Consider the following 16,948-nt stretch of genomic DNA (forward strand, 5'->3'; position numbering starts at 1 on the left):
ACGTGCCCACGTAACTAGGAAACACCGGCATCGTTTAAAGAGCTTAGTGAGGCAAAAATGGTGTTGATTTTCCTAAACCGTATTAGGGGTTTCCCTAACATATTTTCCATCCAGGCTCGGCCTCGTCGCCCACGGTTACAAGAACGGGTCTTTGGCCTTTCTCGCACCCAGCTGCAAGTATCATGCCTTCACTCAGGTAGCCTCTAATCTTCTTTGGCTTGAGGTTGGCGACGACCACGACTTTCTTACCTATCAAGTCTTCGGGCTTGTAGTATTCCGCTATGCCGGATATTATCTGCCTGCGCTCGCTGCCTAAGTCAACTATCAGCTTTAGGAGGCGTGTACCGGGTATGTGTTCAGCCTCAATAACTTTGCCTACACGTAAATCTATTTTCGCAAAGTCTTCTATCGAAATGTAACTGTTGCTGCTCATCTTGTTTCACCGTATTGTTTTACTCTGCGGGTTTCGGCGGCACCTCAATAATTTTCTTGCCAGCGACCACTTGATCTATACTATGTATTGCAGCACCTACTTCCTCCAGAACCCTCTTTACAGATTCAAAATCTATATCTTCACCCTCAATTACTACCGTAAGGCTCAGAGTCTCAACATCAACCTCGTTCACAGTTATATTTACAGCGTCAACCCCCTTAATCCTGCTCAGTTCGAGTGCGACATCCACTATCGAGGGCTCCTTCAAGGGTTTTAGAACGTCAAGAACAAGGCGGCGAAGCCCACTCAAGGTCTCTTTTAACACCTCATAGAGTTCCGGCTATGGAGATTTTATCTGCCAGATAAATCTCTACAAACACGCACAAGGCTTTTATTTCTATTTCCTCTACCTCAGGGAGCCTTCAGCGCTCCTAGGTTAAGACCGATACATGGTCTCGTACGATAGGCTGAATCATCTTATAGCCTAGTCCTATACTAGACTTCCGTGGCGCCAGAATTGGCGCGGATGAGGCACTTAGACGATATCGATATGAGGATTCTAAAAATACTTGCCCGAAATTCAAGGACCAGCATAAGGGAGATTGCGCGCGAGCTTGGTTTAGCTGTTTCGACAGTACATGCTAGATTACAGAGGCTGATTAGTACAGGTATAATTAAGAAATTCACGATAATCCCGGACTATGATTCACTTGGCTATACCATATCGGCGCTAATGCTGCTCCAAGTTGAAGGTGAAAAGATCATAGATGCTGAGAAAGTCTTAGCAACAGAGCCAAACGTTATAGCCGTATATGACATAACGGGAGATTATGATGTAGCAGTTATTGCTCGATTTAGAGATGTAAACGATTTAGACGACTTTGTTAAGAGGATAAACCGGATTCCCTTTGTCAAAAGAACTGTCACAAGTATAATACTAAGGGTTACTAAGGAGGACATTGCTTCACCCATTCTTTCAGATAATTAATGCTTTCCTGTTTTCTATCGGAATCTAGCTGCCTTTTTGCATAGAGCCGGGCGAGAAGAAGGCTTAAACACCTCCACTATCTAGCAAGCAAGCGGGGTCCATCCATGGGCGTGGAGAGGCCGAGACCTATAGTGAAAAAGCCAAGGCTATTAAGCTATGGAGGTACCGACCCCGGCTTAAGGGAAGGCAGGGGATTCAGTATAGCCGAGTTAAAGGAAGTAGGCCTTACCCCTAAGGAGGCAATGCGACTCGGTATACACGTCGATAAAAGACGCAAAACCAAGTGGGATTGGAACGTGCAAGCGCTTAGAGAATATCTTGAAGCAATAGGCTATAGGAGGTAGTAAGCCAGAAGGAGTTTTACTATTCAATTATTGTGTCAATACAGTAACTTATCAGCTTAGCTCAAGTTAATTAATGTTTTACGGTCCAAGGCCTCATGGTTACATCATACCTATTGTTGTCTCGGTGGTGTCTAGGCACCGCTGAGGGAAAAAGTGTGGAGTCGGAAAAGCGTATACCACTGCTATCAGTGCGCAATATAACAAAAGTGTATCCGGGAGGTATTGTTGCTAACAAGAACGTGAGCCTAGACATATTCCCCGGCGAGGTATTGGCCCTTCTTGGCGAGAATGGTGCTGGTAAGACAACACTTGTCAGTATAATAGCCGGTCTTTTGCAGCCTACAAGCGGCGACATAATGTATAATGGTCAAAAAGTGCGGCTCAGCGATCCGCGTGCGGCTATGAGGTTAGGTATTGTACTGATACCTCAGAACCCCATGCTTATTGAAAACTTCAGTGTCGTGGAAAGCCTCGTGCTTATTGCAAGGCTCGCAGGTATGAAAGTCGGGGCGAGAAATGTTCGCGAGCTGGTTAAAAAAATAGAGGCTAGCTACGGTCTTCAAGTAAATACTGAGGCCAGGATCTGGTCGCTCTCGTTTGGCGAGAGACAAAGGGTTGAAATAATCAAAGCTCTAGTTCTTAATGCTAAGGTAATTTTACTCGATGAGCCTACCACGCACCTCTCTCCAATCGAGGCAGAGAACCTCATAAAGCTTGTAAGGCGGCTTGCTGAGGAAGATCGTGCAGTAGTTTTCATAACTCATAGAATTCACGAAGCCCTTAAGGTCGCTGACCGGATAGCTGTGATGAGACAAGGCGAGCTTGTTGGAGTATTGAAGCGAGAAGAAGCAGACACATCTAAGATACTTAGCCTAATGTTTGGCGAGCGTATTAAGAAAGTCGCGGAGTACATGAAGGAGCGAAGAAACTTACTGGGCAGAAGCATAGGTAGAAAGGTGCTAGAGTTAAACGATGTATGGGTTCGCGGCCCTCATGGCGAGTACTCAGTTCGTGGCGTATCCTTTAGCGTAAGAGAGGGAGAAATTGTCGGGATTGCAGGTGTCGCTGGAAACGGGCAACGAGAACTTTTCGAAACACTGATCGGGCTGCGTCGTCCCGAAAAAGGAGTTATAATGCTTTGCAAGCACGAGGTCTCTGCTGCGAACCCCTTCATGAGGGGCAAGCTTGGTGCAGCGATTATCCCGGAAGAGAGGCTTGGCTGGGCTGTTGTCCCTGGAAAAAGCCTTGTATTTAACACGGTTCTTGGCCTGTACTCTACTAGCAAGGCTCCGTTTCGGTTTAACATGGTAGTTGACTGGGGGATGGCTCGTCGAATAACGAGCAAAATAATTAGAGAAATGAAAGTTAAGACACCAGGCATTAATGCCAGGGTGGATGAACTTAGCGGCGGCAACATGCAGCGCTATATTGTTGGTAGAGAGCTGTACAAGGAGCCATGCACTATAATTGCCTCTAATCCTACAAGCGGCCTCGACGTGGAAGCAGCTGAGTCTATCCGTACATTATTAATGCGAGAAGCGTCGCGAGGGGCAGGAGTCCTAGTAATATCGGAAGACCTTGACGAACTAGTTGAAATCTCTGACAAGATACTAGTCATGAACCGTGGTAGAATAGTGTATGAAGCCTCGAGGCCGTTTGATATGAAAAAGATAGCAGAAGCCATGACGGTGAGCTAGCCATGGCAACTACAGAGATCAAGAAAATAATCTATGGTGTTGTGGGACTTGTAATAGGTATACTGGTTTCTCTTAGTCTAGCCGGTATCATAGGTGCATATACAGAGCTGGGAGCCAAGGGACTAGTTACAGCAATTGTGAAGGGATTTGCTGATACTCGTTCGTGGCGTGCAGCACTTCCATACTTTATCCCTATAGCTGCCTCCGCCATAGGGCTCGCAGTTGCCTACCGTGCAGCATTCATAACTATTGGTGCCGAAGGTCAAGTCATTCTTGGAGCAGCTTCTGCTTTCTGGCTCCTCTACTATGTGTTCGAAGGCCATGGAGCCTCTTTGGCTGTATCCCTTGCACTCATGCTTGCAGGCCTTGCGGGAATGGCTTATAGCCTCGTTGTTGCTGCCTTGAGAATATTTATTGGGGTAAACGAGATCCTCTCAAGCTTAATGTTAAACTACGTTGCAATAGGTATTGTCAACTATCTGGTTGCTGGGCCCTGGCAACAAGGTGGATATACGAGAACAGCCATGCTTCCACGGGCCCAGTCACTCAGCCTCGGTGTTGGCGTTGCCCTAGTCTTGTTTATTGGCGTCTTGCTTGAACTCTTCATTGTCTACACTAAGTACGGTGTAGCTATTGATGCGGTGAAACATGCAAGGCGTGCTGCACAAACCTATGGAGTAAGTATTTCCTCAACTATTTTGCTCGTATCAGCTATTCAAGGCTTTGTAGCTGGTATGGGCGGAGCAGCTATGCTTCTAGTTGTTCTGCGACAACTAAGGAGCATAGGGCTGCAGGGCTGGGGATACGGGTACATGGGTATACTTGCAGCGTGGCTGGGGGGCCTTCATCCAATAGGCGCCCTTGCAGCCAGCCTACTCATATCCCTCCTCTACTCGCTTAGATCGATGCTACAGCTTTACGGGATAAGTGATAGCCTCGTCCTAGCCCTTGAAGCGATACTCGTCTTATCAATGTTAGCGTTTACAACGCTTGCATTGAGGCGGGGAGGGGAGTAAAGTATGGTAAACATAGAGTCGCTGCTTATACAGGCACTACCTTACGCTACTGTATATTCACTGGCTGCTCTTGGCGAAGTCTTCCTAGAAAGGACGGGTCTTTTCAACCTTGGCCTCGAGGGCATGATATACTTGAGCGCAGGCGCCACGGCTCTAGTGTCTCTGCATACGGGCTCCCCCCTCTACGGTCTCTTGGCCGGCTTATCGGCTTCCATTGCTCTTGCATTAATCTATGGCTTCTTTGTACTAGGCCTTAGGATTGACCAGGCGGTAACCGGGCTATCAATAGTGTTCTTGGGAATAGGGCTCGGAGATGTCATAGGAGGCGTAAGTGGAGGATCCGTTGTGCCGAGCCTTGGCAGGACAGGTACTGTTACTGTTGAGGTCTTGGCTCTCATCATTGTACCAGCGGCAATGTATGTTATGTTGTTCAGAATGTGGATTGGCTATGTTTTTAGAAGCGTTGGGGAGAACGAGAAAACTGCAAAAGCTCTCGGCGTTCCCGTTAGACTTGTTCGGTTGATAGCGCTTCTTGTAAATGGAGTTCTTGTAGGCCTTGCTGGGGTTTTTCTGTTCTTTAACGGGCCCCTAGGTGCTCGTTGGGTTTCGATGTCTTTGCTGGGCTGGGGCTGGATGAGCCTTGGCATAACAATACTTGGCTATTGGCATCCTGTAGGTGTTGTTGCTGCATCCTATCTGGTGGGCGTGTTGCACACGGTAAGGCCCTTATTGGAGGCTATCGGCGTCCCCGGTTCAATAGCTGATGCGATTCCGTACCTTGTGGTAATAGCAGCACTTGCAGTAATTTCCGCGCTTTATGAGCGCATGCACGTTAAGCCGCCTGCTGCTATTTGGTCTCGCTAACCCTTTGCCTTCTTAGTGCTTCAAGGACTCGCTCCAACACTTCATAGTATTCCATTACCGGTATAAGCGTAAGCCTTGATGCATTAAGTGTATAGAACTCCACACGGCTCTCAAAGCGATTCAAGAGTAGCTCTATATATGGTTTATACATGAATGCTTGCATTGGCGGCACGATTATCCAGACGCTGTACCCGAGTGAGAGACGCTCTCTTATTATTGTGGACAGCCTTGTGACCGGGTTACCGCTACCAAACAATGTCTCTATCTCAATCGCTATACTGCTTCCCCATCCTCGCTCAATTCTTATATCAATCGGCACGTTTGCAACAATTGTTTCGACGTTTAAGGTTGAGGGATCAATACCGATATCTATTACATGTTTTATCGCCGCTAGCTTAAGGGCGTAGTGCGTGAAAGCAGTTTCAGGTCTGGCTTCTTCATCGTCAATAGCTTGTCTGGAGTAAAACGCGAGCAGCGGGTCGTTGGCCAGCACTTCAAGAGCTCTTGTATAGTTTTCCTCGGCTTTTAATACTACTTGAGACAAAGTATCTGCATCGATTAGCTCATACAGATTCCCATAAAAGAGCATTGCAAGCCTCTTTAGAGCGTCTCCGGCTGTAGGCATTGTCACTTCAATATAGGGAGGCAGGCTTGTGAAAACAGCGTGGCGTGCAACTATTCTAGGCTCCCATAGCCTCTTAACAAGTGCAAGTGATTCAGCGCTTCCGTAGAGTACTAGGTATCCAGGGCCTTGTGCAAAAATCTCGCGCAGTCTATCACTAAGAGTCTTTACAAAACGCATAAAGGATGCTTCGTCGCTTGTCCCTGTTTTTAACGAATCTATGTTGACAGCGTAGATGCCCGCCCCCCTTATTGCTGCAAGCTGGTACTCGGTGAGCCTCTCAGCAACATACATCACCTGGAATGGGATTGGTGCCTTCCACTGTGTCTTCAGGACTTCGCGCAGTATTCTCAGAAGAAAATCTAGATAGTCAAGTTCTTTTATGTCTGGTCTAAGTGCTAGTATTATGCGTGCTTTCTCGCTATAATCACGTATAGCGATACTGCCAAGCAATACCTCAACGGGGTCGTAGGAGAACCTCGGGGTTTGCGCATCTGGCTCCTTAATGTTGAAGGCTTTATGTGAACAGATCACTGGTTTACAGTACCATATGCCTAGACTAGTCGAGGGAATGGTTCTATCAAATTCCCGTATCTTAGCCATACTACCATCTAAGAGTTACCTTAATGCGTCTGGTATAGTAATAAACCTTAGTAGTTCCCGTATAAAAGAAAACCTTGCTTCTGCGAAAACGGGGGTATTTGAGAATGGTTAAGCTTATTGTACGGATATATCCTGATAACAGGGAAGTCGTTATAGATACGAAAAGCGGCTGTGGACGTGAAGTTATAAGGCTCTTAGGGTACTCAAGCGAATCAGTCGTACTAGTATACAAGGGTAAGCCGGTTCTCGAGGACACATGTTTTAATGATGGAGATGAGGTAGAAGTCTATGTCGCAACGAGTGGCGGTTAATAGGAAATGCAGCAAGTGTGATAGACAGGCGATAGTTGAGATTAAGTATGCAAGGCTCCGGCTTTGTGAAGAACATTTCAAGGAGTTTATTGAGTCAAAAGTCGAAAGAATTCTTAGAAAGACGAATGCTCTAAGAAAAGGCACCATTATTGTTGCAGCCGTTTCTGGAGGCAAGGACAGTGCAACAATGCTAGCAACGCTGTCAAAAATAGCAAAGCAGTACGGCGTAACAGTTGTAGGTGTTCATATTATCCTCGGGCTTCGCGAGTATAGTGAGAAAAGCCTTAGCAAGGTAACTAACCTATGCAAGGAGCTTGGCGTCAGCTGTATCACGGTTGATTTAAAAGAGTTAATCGGCTTCACGGTCTACGAGCTTGCGCGTCGGAGTAGACGCCCCGTGTGTAGTATCTGCGGGCTTGTAAAGCGTTACATGCTAAACGCTATAGGAGTTGAAATAGGTGCTGATTATATAGCGCTGGGACACAACGCTGACGACATAATAGCATACTCTATCAAATCTTTCCTTAGCCATGACATTGAAGCGCTCGCCAAGTTCGGGCCTTCAACACCAAGCATAGATGGCATTGCTGTAGGTAGACTCCGCCCTCTCTACGAGGTTTATGAGAAAGAAGCACTCCTCTACGCCCTTGTAAGTAAGCTACCCGTTGTTATCGAGGAATGTCCCTTTAGACCAGAGCGGCCGATCGAGGACAGAATAAAGGAGTTTATGAATAAGCTTGAAGAAGAACATCCAGGTATAAAATTATCGTTCATAAGGAGGCTTGAAAAAAGGCTCGAATTCTATAAACGGATTGCCGGGGACGAGCCAGTAGGAAAGTGCAAGTACTGCGGCCTAATCTCTGCAGGCAGCGAATGCAGCTTTTGTAGGCTAACACGCAGAATTGCAGGAAAGCCCTTGGGGCCGGTTGTTAGGGAAAAAATAAGAAAGATTTTAACAGACCAAGGCCTTATCCGGAGTCAATGACACTGCCGAGCTCGCTTAAGCTGTGAATCTTTACCCCATACTTCTTATCGGCCTTGGATATAATCCGTAGGGCCTCATTTGCAACAATGATTGCTTCTCGTACTCCTTTACTAGCAACGAACTTGTCTGTAACCCTGTTAGCTATCGCTGCGCATATGCATCCAGCCCGGAGTCCGTAGATATTAGCTAACGTGAAGATGGTTGCAGCCTCCATCTCGAAGCTTAGGACACGCATTTTCTGGAGATCGGGGAGCCTAGTGCGGCTAAGGCTCCACTCGTATCCATTGAGCCCAGGCCTGCTCTGGCCAACATGAAATGTTGCGGTCGATGCTACAATGCCTACGCGATAACTATAGCCAAGTCTTTCAGCGGCCTCGATGAGCGCCATGGTGAGGTCAGGAGAGGCTGCAGCCGGGTATTCGGGGAATGCGTATTCCAGGCTGGCTCCGTCAAATCTTACAGCTCCGGATGCTATTATTAGTGTGCCAGGTTCTATGTCTGGCTGTATTGCGCCAGTGGTGCCTATTCTGAGAAATGTATGAACTCCTATACGTGCTAGTTCTTCAATAGCGATGGCTGTTGAGGGACCTCCTATCCCCGTGCTTACAGCTCCTAGTTCAACATCTTTGTAGACTCCTTTGGCACTTCTATACTCACGGTGAAAAGCTAGATCCTGTGCGCTACTCCAAGTTGACTTTATTAGGTCGATCCTACCGGGATCACCTGGTAACAAGACGTAGGAAGGTATATCGCCGGGTCCGAGCATTATATGGTACATCTTCCCTCTAAGTATTGGCTCAGAAGCACTTGTCTCGTCTAGGCTCAGGGTACGGCACCGGGTACTCTTAACGCATTGGGGCTGCTACCTTAAGTTTTGGCCGCATCTATTAATAAGCGGCATCGGGTAGGCCGCGCCGCTGCGAGGTCATCCACGTCTTGCCTGTATCCAAGGATATAGAAGATGCTTACAAAAAACTCGTAGAAGAAATAATGAACTGCACCAAGTGTAGACTGCACAGATATCGCACCAACCCTGTGCCAGGGGAGGGCCCGCTCGATACCGATGTAATGGTTGTTGGAGAGGCTCCTGGACGCAACGAGGATTTGCAAGGAAGGCCATTTGTTGGCGCAGCTGGCCAGCTTTTAAACAAGTTACTCCTTGATGCGGGGCTTCGCAGAGAAGAAGTATACATAACAAATATTGTTAAATGCCGTCCTCCAGGCAACCGTGACCCTAAGGACGACGAGATAAGCGCATGCCTTCCATACCTCCTGAGGCAGATAGAACTCATCAAGCCAAAGCTAATAATTGCGCTAGGGAGACACGCTGCCAGAGTTCTGCTTGAACAAGCCGGCCACAAATGGCATAGTATGAGTAAGCAGCATGGCCACGTCTATGACGGCGTTATTTCTGGTGTGAGATTGCGCATAGTTGTAACTTATCATCCTGCAGCGGCGCTATATAGGCCGCAGATTAGGGAAGCGTTGGAAAAAGACTTTGCAGAAGTCATACGAAGAGAGGTCGAGAGAATAAGAAGACCTAGCAGTGGAGAGAAGAGGGGCAGTAGTCAAGCTAGGCAAACGAGTCTTCTAGACTTCTTCAAGAAATGACCTACGCGCTAGCAAAGCCACCGCGTAGGTCAATACAGCCAAGATGCTTGCCTCTATGAAGAGCGGTATTGGTGCTCCCGGTGTAACTGCTCCTGGTGCTGTATGTTCTACGGGGACAATACTTGCTTGTTCTTGATGCGTGTTCCAGAAGAAGAGCCCAAAGAGACTCCACACACTGGCTTCTGAGCCAAGCGTTGAGGCAAAATTAGGGATATTCACGATTTCACCAACCTCGCCAGCATAGTGTATAGCGTAGTCTAGGTACAGTATTGTCTCAATAGATGATGATAGACCGAAGACGGTGTTTTCCAGGATATAGAATGTATGCGAAACAACATGGTTCAACGGTATATCTGCATAATCTATGAATATGTTCTCGAAGCTCGCTATGACTTCCTCTGCGAGCCCAAGCGCAAGAACATAGTCACCCTTATCTAGTGCATCCTCAGCGTCTTTAAGCCAAGCACCTATAGTACGGTTGTCGGGCATGTATAGATTTTGGGTGAGATACTCTATTGACGACTGTATATACTTATATGAAAGATCCGCGTAATCAACGTAGTCCCGGATAGCGTTTCTCAAGGAATCGCAAGTTGTTTTCGGACCATTTATGTGCTCCGAGAATAACGCCCACGACTCAGCGGATACCGCCCTAAAAAGGGCAAGCACCTTGTCTGCACCGGTGTTTGCAGCGTTCTTTGCGAGATAGAGCCGCGATGCCGCTGCAGCTAATGCCTCTATGCGCCAAAGGTCGCAGACAGAGCTATTGCCCACTTCTTTCTCGGCCATATTAAGCACAGACTCGGCCTTCTTGATGGCTTGTTCCAGGCTAAGGCTGGTAACGTTTTCGATATAGTTAAAGCCCTTTTCGCGCTCCATCTCAGTTGCTAGGTTTACAACAGTATAGAATGCAATGCTCGCCGCACTATAGCTGTCTCCTCTTCCTAGAGCAGTCTCCGCCAATTCAATTAACGCCTTATACGTGTTCTTCCTAGGACCTTGGTAATCATCGAGTAGCTTGTTCGCAGTCTCTATGAAGAAACGTGTATAATTATCAAATACCGAAACGCTGTCTCTAATCGTGCTTAGCGTTGTGTTAAGGGCTTTTGCAGCGGAGGCTAAGCCGAACATTTCTTCGTCAATAAGCCTTGCCCCAGAGAGCGCCTCGGCTGCTTCTTCAAGGCTGCATGCAGTATCTATTCTAATTCCTTTTACACCCTCTAAGGCTTCGCTGCAAGGTAGGACAACTGTCTTATAGCCGGCGTCTTTAGCTGCTTTAACCTTCTGTGGTACGCCTGCAACAGGTAGTATGAATCCTGTAAGAGAAATCATGCCGGTCATGGTAGTATCGTTCTTCGGATAAAGGCCTCTTATTCCTAGAAAGGTTATAGCCGCCATCATTCCGCTAGCACTTGGCCCTTCAACTCTGGTATCAGTTTGAATCCTAACGTGAACCGATACCGAGCCTGGAGGTATATGGGACAAGAGAGAAGCTAGAATGTAGCCTACCTTGAACGAGTAGAAGACGCTTTCATGCACATATTGTTTAGGTTCTATAGTTAGCCCTCCCTGCCCATCGTAGCTTATCTCAACAAAGGCGGGTATGACCTCCCCCCTACTACCACTCACTGCAAGCAAGCCAAGCCTAACACTATAGGCCTGCGCTATGCTTGAAACAAGCGCCACAAATAACAGAAAGATAGCCAAAGCCGCTGCATATCGCCTATCCATTCCGGCCAGCCCTCTCGTATACCGGTGTTTAGAGAAAGTCATTATAGTATTGTTGCCCAAAATACAGCCCTGGCAGGAGAGCGCGAACACGTATTTTATCCTTTAAGGGGCGCAGAGAATGGCGGAAGAGGAAAAAATAGAACAACTCAAGGCGCTCATAGAGTCACGCATAGAGCAGCTTGAGCAAGAAATACAGCTTTACCAAAAACTACTAGAAATTATTGCTGAGTGTACGCGCAGCCCTGGGGGCCACATATCAGCATCCGCGGCCGGGAAAGAGTACCGCTCTAAGAGCGGAAAACCAGTTGCCCGTCTATCGATGACTCGTGACACTTTTCGCCTGGTCTTTCTCCAGCCCGTCCCAGCGTCCCACCCCTACATTAAATACGTTCTTACTAGTCTTGAACGACTATCGGAGAATTATGAGGGACTAGAGTACTCCTTCGAGGAAGACAATGGTAAGGTAACATCAATACTCGTAACAGGCGTTACAAAGGACAATATTGACGACGTTAAAGCAATACTCGAGTTTGCTGCAAAGAAAATAGCTTCCCTATACCATTAAACTACTAAGTAGACTCGTTTACCTTAAGGTCTACAACTACTTGGCTCTTCCTAGGGCCAACAGTCCTAACCACTCGTGCAAGAAGGAACTCGTAGTTTTTAACACCTATCTCTGCAAGTCGCTCCTCAATGAGCTGAACAGCCTTCCTTCTAGGATCAACCCCTTTCTCAGCAAAAACATGCAGATAGACATGGACTACTCCACGCCCTCCCCTTAAAGCATCTACGGCATTGGGTAGGTGCTGTAATGCGAGCTCAGGAAGAGGCATCAATACCCTGTCGGCCTCGTTCCTAATATCTTTACCAACTATTTTGCCAGCATCGCCCAGCATCGGTATTACGACTTCTTCAACCTTGTTGAGCTTCACGTTTTCAACCATAAGCTGATACGCGTATGGGTTTATGTCTATGCTGTAGACTCTTTTTGGCTTAGCGTGTCTAGCTATTATAATCGAGAATAGTCCAGCTCCTGCATACATGTTAACAACTACTTCGCCTGGCCTAACTTGTTCAGCTACACGCTTATGTTCAGTTGAGAGCCTCGGAGAAATGTAGACACGGGTTATATCTATTTTGAACACACAACCGTGCTCCTTGTACAGCGTGGTAGTTCTTCTCTCGCCAGCGAGATGGGTAAATCTCCTTATGCGATATTCGCCCTCTATAGGGCTTGATGCAGCCCAGACGCTCTTTACATAGGGTAGTCTCTGGAGGAGAGCCTCAGCTAACGGTTTCAACTCCTCGATGCTAATGTCAAATGGCTTCTTAATAACAGCTATATCGCCAATAATATCTATCCTCGACCATATCTTTCTAGCTCTTTCCTCGCCGTAGACCTCGGCCGCGATTTCTCTTAGCAGCCTCTTCTTCGTCATAGCTTATCGCCTCTGCTTGAAAGCGAAGAGGCACTTGAGCAGCGAACTATGCCTATCATAGTCTATTTTGCATCGGTCTCCGTGACTAATGCATGCGATGGATAAGGCTGCTCTCCAGAATTCTCTAAAGAGAAGCGAAATCCTTGTTAATAAGCGTTGCAAGAATAGTTCGTGCCTCAGCTTTCTCCAAGCCTCTTGTACAACGGATTCCCAGCTTGGCTCATGTATCGCCCTTGCTATTTCGGGAGCGAGGACAGCTACTGCATAGAGTCCTCCCCCAGTAAAAGGCTTCGATGCGCAGAGCACATCCCCGACCCCCCAGGCCTTGCCCGCACGAATTCTCTTGGCAGGTGGTCCTCGAACAATTGTACCACCTCGATGAGAGATTATGCTGTCTAGTTCCAAAAGGCCTCGCCGCTCAGCCACTCTTAGAAGCTCCGAGAGCCTCGGCAACGGGTCGTCGAGGGAACCGAGCCCTATGAGGGCCTCCCTGCCATAGTTAATTGGCACGATCCATGCAAAGAAGTCGGGAGCGAATCGCCTACCATGGATAGTGTAGAAGATGTTTTCGGGCAATCTCTTCAAAAGCCTGGCCCGGAGCTCGAATCCTGCAAGCTTGTCACACTTCTCCACTCCAAAGAGCTTTGAGAAAGAACCATAGCCAGTCCCAACAATAATTGCTTGCTCGGCGCACAGCCTTGCACCCCCGCTAAGATGTACGCAGCCTTTTTCGGCATCGACTCTACTAGCACGTCTACGGAACAGTATTTTGTGGCCAAGGCTTTGCACTTTTTCCGCCAATAGTTCCTCTAGCAACGGTCGTGAAATCCTTACGGCAAGCATAGTGGACTCTATTGAGCAAAAGGCTTCAAGATTATCTTTGAGGAACACGGCTGTATCGTATATCTCTCTAACAGCTTCCCAGCCAAGTCTTTTTGCAGTCCAAGGGCTAACTAGTCCAGTGCAGTGAGGCGGCCAGCCCGGCCTATGAGAAGCCGAAACAACTGCAACTGATGAATTTTTGAGCCTAGAGGCCACTGCGAGCCCGGAGACACTCGCGCCGAGAACTACAACGTTGTAGCTGTTAAGGGGGTCAGCCAAGGCTAAACTCATCCCTGCAGCGCCATCAGCTCCGCCTGAGCCAATCATCCCCGCTTATTCATCATTCTAGGCGTTGCGTTAATAAGCTGCCCATCAAAGAGGTAGTGTATACGTGGAAGGATGCCGGGGTGGCCGAGCGGTCGAAGGCGGCGGGCTGCAGTGACAGCTCTGAGGACCGCCCATCGCGGAAACCCGTTGATCCCGGGTTCAAATCCCGGCCCCGGCTCCACATTACAACACAGCTGGTGTCTCCCTATCACCCCGGTTCTTACCCCGGCTCTTTCGCCGGATAGAAGACAAGTCCTTAACTAGCACAAAGCTAGAACCATAGAGACTAGGGGAGTGTGGCTTCTCATGCAGAGCTCTATGAGCACTGTAAAAGATATCGTGAATAAGCTCGCAAAGCAGGCAGGATACCGGGTTGAGGAACGCGGAGAAAAAGTGGTAATCACACATCCTAATGCACCGATATTTATAGAGGTGTTTGAGAGCAGTCGTGGAATTATGGTTAAGATAGGTCATGAGAATCTTAAGGACTATGTGCGCGAAATAATAGATACCGAGGAGAACCCGCGAGACTACATTGAGGATGTTCTTGACGATGTTTCTTCGCTTGCCCTAAGGATTGTTGAGGCCCTGCGCCAGAGAGGGCTAAGTGTCGTAAGCGATACAAGAACCGGCGTCATGGATGTCTTGGAGGAGTTGGAAGAAGCTGAAGAGGAGTGAGAGGAGGCTCGGCACCAGAAACCGTCATCACGTTTCAGCATATCTAGCCCTCTTCACAGCCTAAAATATATGTATCTGGGTAAGCAGTAATAAGGCTCTTACTAAACACCGTTTGCAAAACAAGGTGATGAGCCTCCTCTCACCCCCATGCAGAGCCGTGATAGCTGTGAAGAACCTCACGGTAACTGATGAGAAGTGTGGTACTGCTCCCTACCCTTCACCGCTTCTTGACGTCCTCTACGGTTATGGAGTAGGGACTCTATGTTTTCGTGGCCGCCGATTTCCGCGGCTTAGCGCGTTCCGTGAGATCCTCCTCAGAGCACTTATATGGGGAGGATGCATACAGAGAACATCTTCGTCAGAAGGAAGGATAGAGGAGTGCACGGTCTATAAGGGGAGACGCTTTTGCGCAGCCCGGCTAGGCGGTCGTGCCTGCTGCGACGCGGTTTTCAGCGAGAACTCTTATTGCAGTTTACGTAAAGACTTGCTGGGCTGGATCGAAGACTATTTACCGCTCATAGTAATTGATATGAGTCTTCTTAGAGAGCATAGGGGAAGAGAAATACGAAGCCTACGAGTCCAGATAGGTGCTACTCTGGGGGTAGTGAGGCGCTTCCTATGGGATCGCCACTTACTCATAGCCGGGATAGAGCCCGGTGTCGCTGAGTGGTTGCGCGCGTTTATGGGGCGTGCCTTGGTGGACTTTAGTGTTCTCCCAGGCGATGAAGCAGCAGAGCTAAGAGGTGCCAAGAGGATTATACTCCTTGATCCAAGCGCTGATAGGGATCTAGGCGTTGATGATGTTCTGTCAGCGGATGCTTTTGTTCTCGGCGGTATTGTGGACATCTTGCCGCGGCCCGGAGCAACACGTAGGTTGAAATTGCGCGGAATAGCTATTCCGCGCAGGATTTCTCTTCGAGGCGACATACACGGAGTTCCTTCGCGGCTTAACCAGCTAGTCGAGATTATTCTAAGGGCGCGCTATGAAACGTGTGGCGACATCGAGCAAGCAATACGGAGCACTATGAGTCCAAGAGATGCTAGGCTTCGTGCATACATTGAGCTTATGAGGTGGAGCAGGGGGAGACGAAGAGAAGTGCCGGTTGAGCTCTACTATGAGCTTAAGGAGTGGCTCCCCCTAAGCCTTAGGGATTTTATTCGTGCAGCGAAAATGGCTGGGCTAGAGGTAAAGGGGGTTCAGCAAAGGCCAAAGTCGTCACGTCACGATCAGCGATAGCTGGTCACATCATTACCCTTTCCCTGTAGCAGGCTGTTTGCCGCCTTTAGTCTTTCTTAGCGAGGCAGTAGGTGTCTTCACCGCAGACACTAATAACGCCTTTCTCAATGAGCATCTCTATAGCGTCACGATAATAGAACTCTTCGACCTCAACACCATACCATTCCTTGAAGCCCTCTATGATCTCTTTGTAGGTCCACTTGTCCTTCCCGGTCTCCTTATAGGTCTCCGTAATCATTCGCTTAATGAACTGGGTAACATCCTCTAGACGTGTCCAAGGATACTGGAACCAGGTCCACTCCTTCACTTCCAGGAAGTAATAGTCCGGCTTAAACTTCGCAACAGTGCTAATCCATTGAAGCGCAGCTATCTTTAGGTCATCTGGCTTCCACTCACTCAGTACATAGTCCTTTGCTAGGAGCAGTGTCTCGCCAGTATCAACTATGTCGTCGACGAGAAGTGCTCGGTGTCCCCTTAGGTCAACCTTGTAGGGGAACTTTATCACCGCGCGTTCTGCGGCCTTCGCTGCCTCAGTCCAGTGTTGGCTTTGAATGCTTAACAGATTCTCAACGCCTAGGAAGTCGCATAGTAGTCTTGCTGGTACGTACCCGCCTCGTGCAACAGCTATTACAACGGTGGGCTTGTATCCTGATTCTTTTATCTTGCGTGCTAGCCCTCTGCTCCATTCTACAATTTCGTTCCAGCTGACTAGTTTTACAGGGACGCGGGGCATAAGGAGCCCTACACCCTAGAGGAGGCTAAAAAAGAAGGATTCAAAGACTTTTTGCCAGCCTAGTCGGTACTCTCTATTTTACAGTGCACATGATTTTAGGCTTGCTTGCAAGGATCGTAGTTCTCGTCCACGCTTGGCTTCAATGGTATCAAGCATAGGAACTCAACGCCTTGGTCTCCGACAAAGTATTCGTGATCAATGTTTGGAGGTATGTATACGAAGTTGCGCTCCTTGAGCTCGTAGGTATTCTCGCCTATGCGTACCTTCATAGAGCCACGCAGCACGAATATCTCGTGCTCCCATGGATGTTTGTGGGCAGGGATATGAGAGTTCGGCTCTGCCTGGAATACTCTCATAGCGAAGGTTAGGGCGCCATCATCCTTCGCTATGAGCCAGCGAATAGTTACTCCCTTCACCGGTGTTCCGTCTGCAAGAGTTGCTTGCTTTGCAGGAATGTCTTCAACAGAGCCTATCTTCTCGCCACAGGGACCGCGTTGAATAGTCAAA

General features: G+C 48.2%; 19 protein-coding genes, 1 tRNA gene and 1 pseudogene. 12 read left to right on the top strand and 9 right to left on the bottom strand.

From position 1 onward, the window contains the following. Nucleotides 1-94 precede the first annotated feature (94 nt). Together metG and SBG41_RS08075 are read right to left on the bottom strand one after the other, a co-directional pair. On the bottom strand, nucleotides 95-433 hold the full coding sequence (metG, locus tag SBG41_RS08070) for a methionine--tRNA ligase subunit beta (protein WP_317895036.1): 339 nt from the start codon (nucleotides 431-433) through the stop codon (nucleotides 95-97). A 19-nt stretch (nucleotides 434-452) separates the two neighbouring features. Continuing rightward, nucleotides 453-743 (bottom strand): DUF211 domain-containing protein, encoded by a 291-nt coding sequence (locus SBG41_RS08075; RefSeq protein WP_317895037.1) that lies wholly within the window; start codon nucleotides 741-743, stop codon nucleotides 453-455. Between the two features lie 216 nt (nucleotides 744-959). Between SBG41_RS08075 and SBG41_RS08080 the strand changes: the two genes are divergently transcribed. From SBG41_RS08080 to SBG41_RS08100, 5 genes and pseudogenes are all read left to right on the top strand, one after another. Next, entirely contained in the window at nucleotides 960-1,421 is a 462-nt protein-coding gene (locus tag SBG41_RS08080; protein WP_317896514.1) for an Lrp/AsnC family transcriptional regulator, read from the top strand. A gap of 68 nt (nucleotides 1,422-1,489) precedes the next feature. Further along, a pseudogene (locus tag SBG41_RS08085) lies at nucleotides 1,490-1,765 on the top strand (50S ribosomal protein L13e); the annotation flags it as partial. 155 nt (nucleotides 1,766-1,920) lie between these two features. Beyond that, nucleotides 1,921-3,462, top strand: coding sequence for an ABC transporter ATP-binding protein (locus tag SBG41_RS08090; protein ID WP_317895038.1), 1,542 nt, complete (start codon nucleotides 1,921-1,923; stop codon nucleotides 3,460-3,462). Nucleotides 3,463-3,464: 2 nt separating this feature from the next. Next, nucleotides 3,465-4,478, top strand: a complete 1,014-nt coding sequence (locus SBG41_RS08095; protein ID WP_317895039.1) for an ABC transporter permease — start codon at nucleotides 3,465-3,467, stop codon at nucleotides 4,476-4,478. A gap of 3 nt (nucleotides 4,479-4,481) precedes the next feature. Beyond that, on the top strand, nucleotides 4,482-5,342 hold the full coding sequence (locus tag SBG41_RS08100; RefSeq protein ID WP_317895040.1) for an ABC transporter permease: 861 nt from the start codon (nucleotides 4,482-4,484) through the stop codon (nucleotides 5,340-5,342). Here SBG41_RS08100 and SBG41_RS08105 read toward each other — a convergent pair. Continuing rightward, nucleotides 5,326-6,567, bottom strand: coding sequence for a hypothetical protein (locus SBG41_RS08105; RefSeq protein ID WP_317895041.1), 1,242 nt, complete (start codon nucleotides 6,565-6,567; stop codon nucleotides 5,326-5,328). The two genes, SBG41_RS08100 and SBG41_RS08105, sit on opposite strands and share 17 nt — an antisense overlap. A 104-nt stretch (nucleotides 6,568-6,671) precedes the next feature. Between SBG41_RS08105 and SBG41_RS08110 the strand changes: the two genes are divergently transcribed. Together SBG41_RS08110 and SBG41_RS08115 are read left to right on the top strand one after the other, a co-directional pair. Next, a complete protein-coding gene (locus SBG41_RS08110; RefSeq protein ID WP_317895042.1) occupies nucleotides 6,672-6,878 on the top strand; it encodes a ubiquitin family protein in 207 nt (68 codons plus the stop codon). After that, a complete protein-coding gene (locus SBG41_RS08115) occupies nucleotides 6,856-7,863 on the top strand; it encodes a TIGR00269 family protein (RefSeq protein ID WP_317895043.1) in 1,008 nt (335 codons plus the stop codon). Before SBG41_RS08110 ends, SBG41_RS08115 begins: the two co-directional genes overlap by 23 nt. On the opposite strand, the gene SBG41_RS08120 is transcribed toward SBG41_RS08115, so the two are convergent. Beyond that, nucleotides 7,847-8,629, bottom strand: coding sequence for a nucleoside phosphorylase (locus SBG41_RS08120; protein ID WP_317895044.1), 783 nt, complete (start codon nucleotides 8,627-8,629; stop codon nucleotides 7,847-7,849). The genes SBG41_RS08115 and SBG41_RS08120 overlap by 17 nt on opposite strands. A gap of 224 nt (nucleotides 8,630-8,853) precedes the next feature. Here SBG41_RS08120 and udg point away from each other — a divergent pair, with 224 nt between their 5' ends. Further along, the gene (gene udg, locus SBG41_RS08125; RefSeq protein WP_397470802.1) at nucleotides 8,854-9,474 is read left to right on the top strand and encodes a type-4 uracil-DNA glycosylase; all 621 of its coding nucleotides are present in this window, start codon (nucleotides 8,854-8,856) and stop codon (nucleotides 9,472-9,474) included. Here the strand turns inward: udg and SBG41_RS08130 are convergent. Further along, on the bottom strand, nucleotides 9,454-11,205 hold the full coding sequence (locus SBG41_RS08130; protein ID WP_317895046.1) for a S16 family serine protease: 1,752 nt from the start codon (nucleotides 11,203-11,205) through the stop codon (nucleotides 9,454-9,456). The two genes, udg and SBG41_RS08130, sit on opposite strands and share 21 nt — an antisense overlap. A gap of 118 nt (nucleotides 11,206-11,323) precedes the next feature. Between SBG41_RS08130 and SBG41_RS08135 the strand changes: the two genes are divergently transcribed. Then, nucleotides 11,324-11,770 (top strand): hypothetical protein, encoded by a 447-nt coding sequence (locus SBG41_RS08135; RefSeq protein WP_317895047.1) that lies wholly within the window; start codon nucleotides 11,324-11,326, stop codon nucleotides 11,768-11,770. A gap of 4 nt (nucleotides 11,771-11,774) precedes the next feature. Here the strand turns inward: SBG41_RS08135 and SBG41_RS08140 are convergent, their stop codons facing one another. Both SBG41_RS08140 and SBG41_RS08145 read right to left on the bottom strand, forming a co-directional pair. Then, nucleotides 11,775-12,644 carry a class I SAM-dependent methyltransferase gene (locus SBG41_RS08140; RefSeq protein WP_317895048.1) on the bottom strand — a complete coding sequence of 290 codons (870 nt, stop codon included), beginning with the start codon at nucleotides 12,642-12,644 and terminating at the stop codon, nucleotides 11,775-11,777. Nucleotides 12,645-12,647: 3 nt separating this feature from the next. Next, nucleotides 12,648-13,793, bottom strand: a complete 1,146-nt coding sequence (locus SBG41_RS08145) for a geranylgeranyl reductase family protein (RefSeq protein WP_317895049.1) — start codon at nucleotides 13,791-13,793, stop codon at nucleotides 12,648-12,650. Between the two features lie 74 nt (nucleotides 13,794-13,867). Between SBG41_RS08145 and SBG41_RS08150 the strand changes: the two genes are divergently transcribed. The 3 genes from SBG41_RS08150 to SBG41_RS08160 all read left to right on the top strand — a co-directional run bounded on the left by SBG41_RS08150 (nucleotide 13,868) and on the right by SBG41_RS08160 (nucleotide 15,708). Then, nucleotides 13,868-13,974: transfer RNA gene (locus tag SBG41_RS08150), tRNA-Cys, on the top strand. A gap of 125 nt (nucleotides 13,975-14,099) precedes the next feature. Further along, on the top strand, nucleotides 14,100-14,471 hold the full coding sequence (locus SBG41_RS08155) for a hypothetical protein (protein ID WP_317895050.1): 372 nt from the start codon (nucleotides 14,100-14,102) through the stop codon (nucleotides 14,469-14,471). 127 nt (nucleotides 14,472-14,598) lie between these two features. Next, nucleotides 14,599-15,708, top strand: a complete 1,110-nt coding sequence (locus SBG41_RS08160) for a hypothetical protein (protein ID WP_317895051.1) — start codon at nucleotides 14,599-14,601, stop codon at nucleotides 15,706-15,708. A 46-nt stretch (nucleotides 15,709-15,754) separates the two neighbouring features. On the opposite strand, the gene SBG41_RS08165 is transcribed toward SBG41_RS08160, so the two are convergent. Continuing rightward, complete coding sequence (locus SBG41_RS08165; RefSeq protein WP_317895052.1) at nucleotides 15,755-16,441, bottom strand: phosphoribosyltransferase; 687 nt, start codon at nucleotides 16,439-16,441, stop codon at nucleotides 15,755-15,757. A gap of 95 nt (nucleotides 16,442-16,536) precedes the next feature. Next, a complete protein-coding gene (locus SBG41_RS08170; RefSeq protein ID WP_317895053.1) occupies nucleotides 16,537-16,947 on the bottom strand; it encodes a cupin domain-containing protein in 411 nt (136 codons plus the stop codon). Between the last annotated feature and the right edge of the window lies 1 nt (nucleotide 16,948).

It is taken from the genome of Pyrofollis japonicus (assembly GCF_033097485.1).
GTDB lineage: Archaea > Thermoproteota > Thermoprotei_A > Sulfolobales > Pyrodictiaceae > Pyrofollis > Pyrofollis japonicus.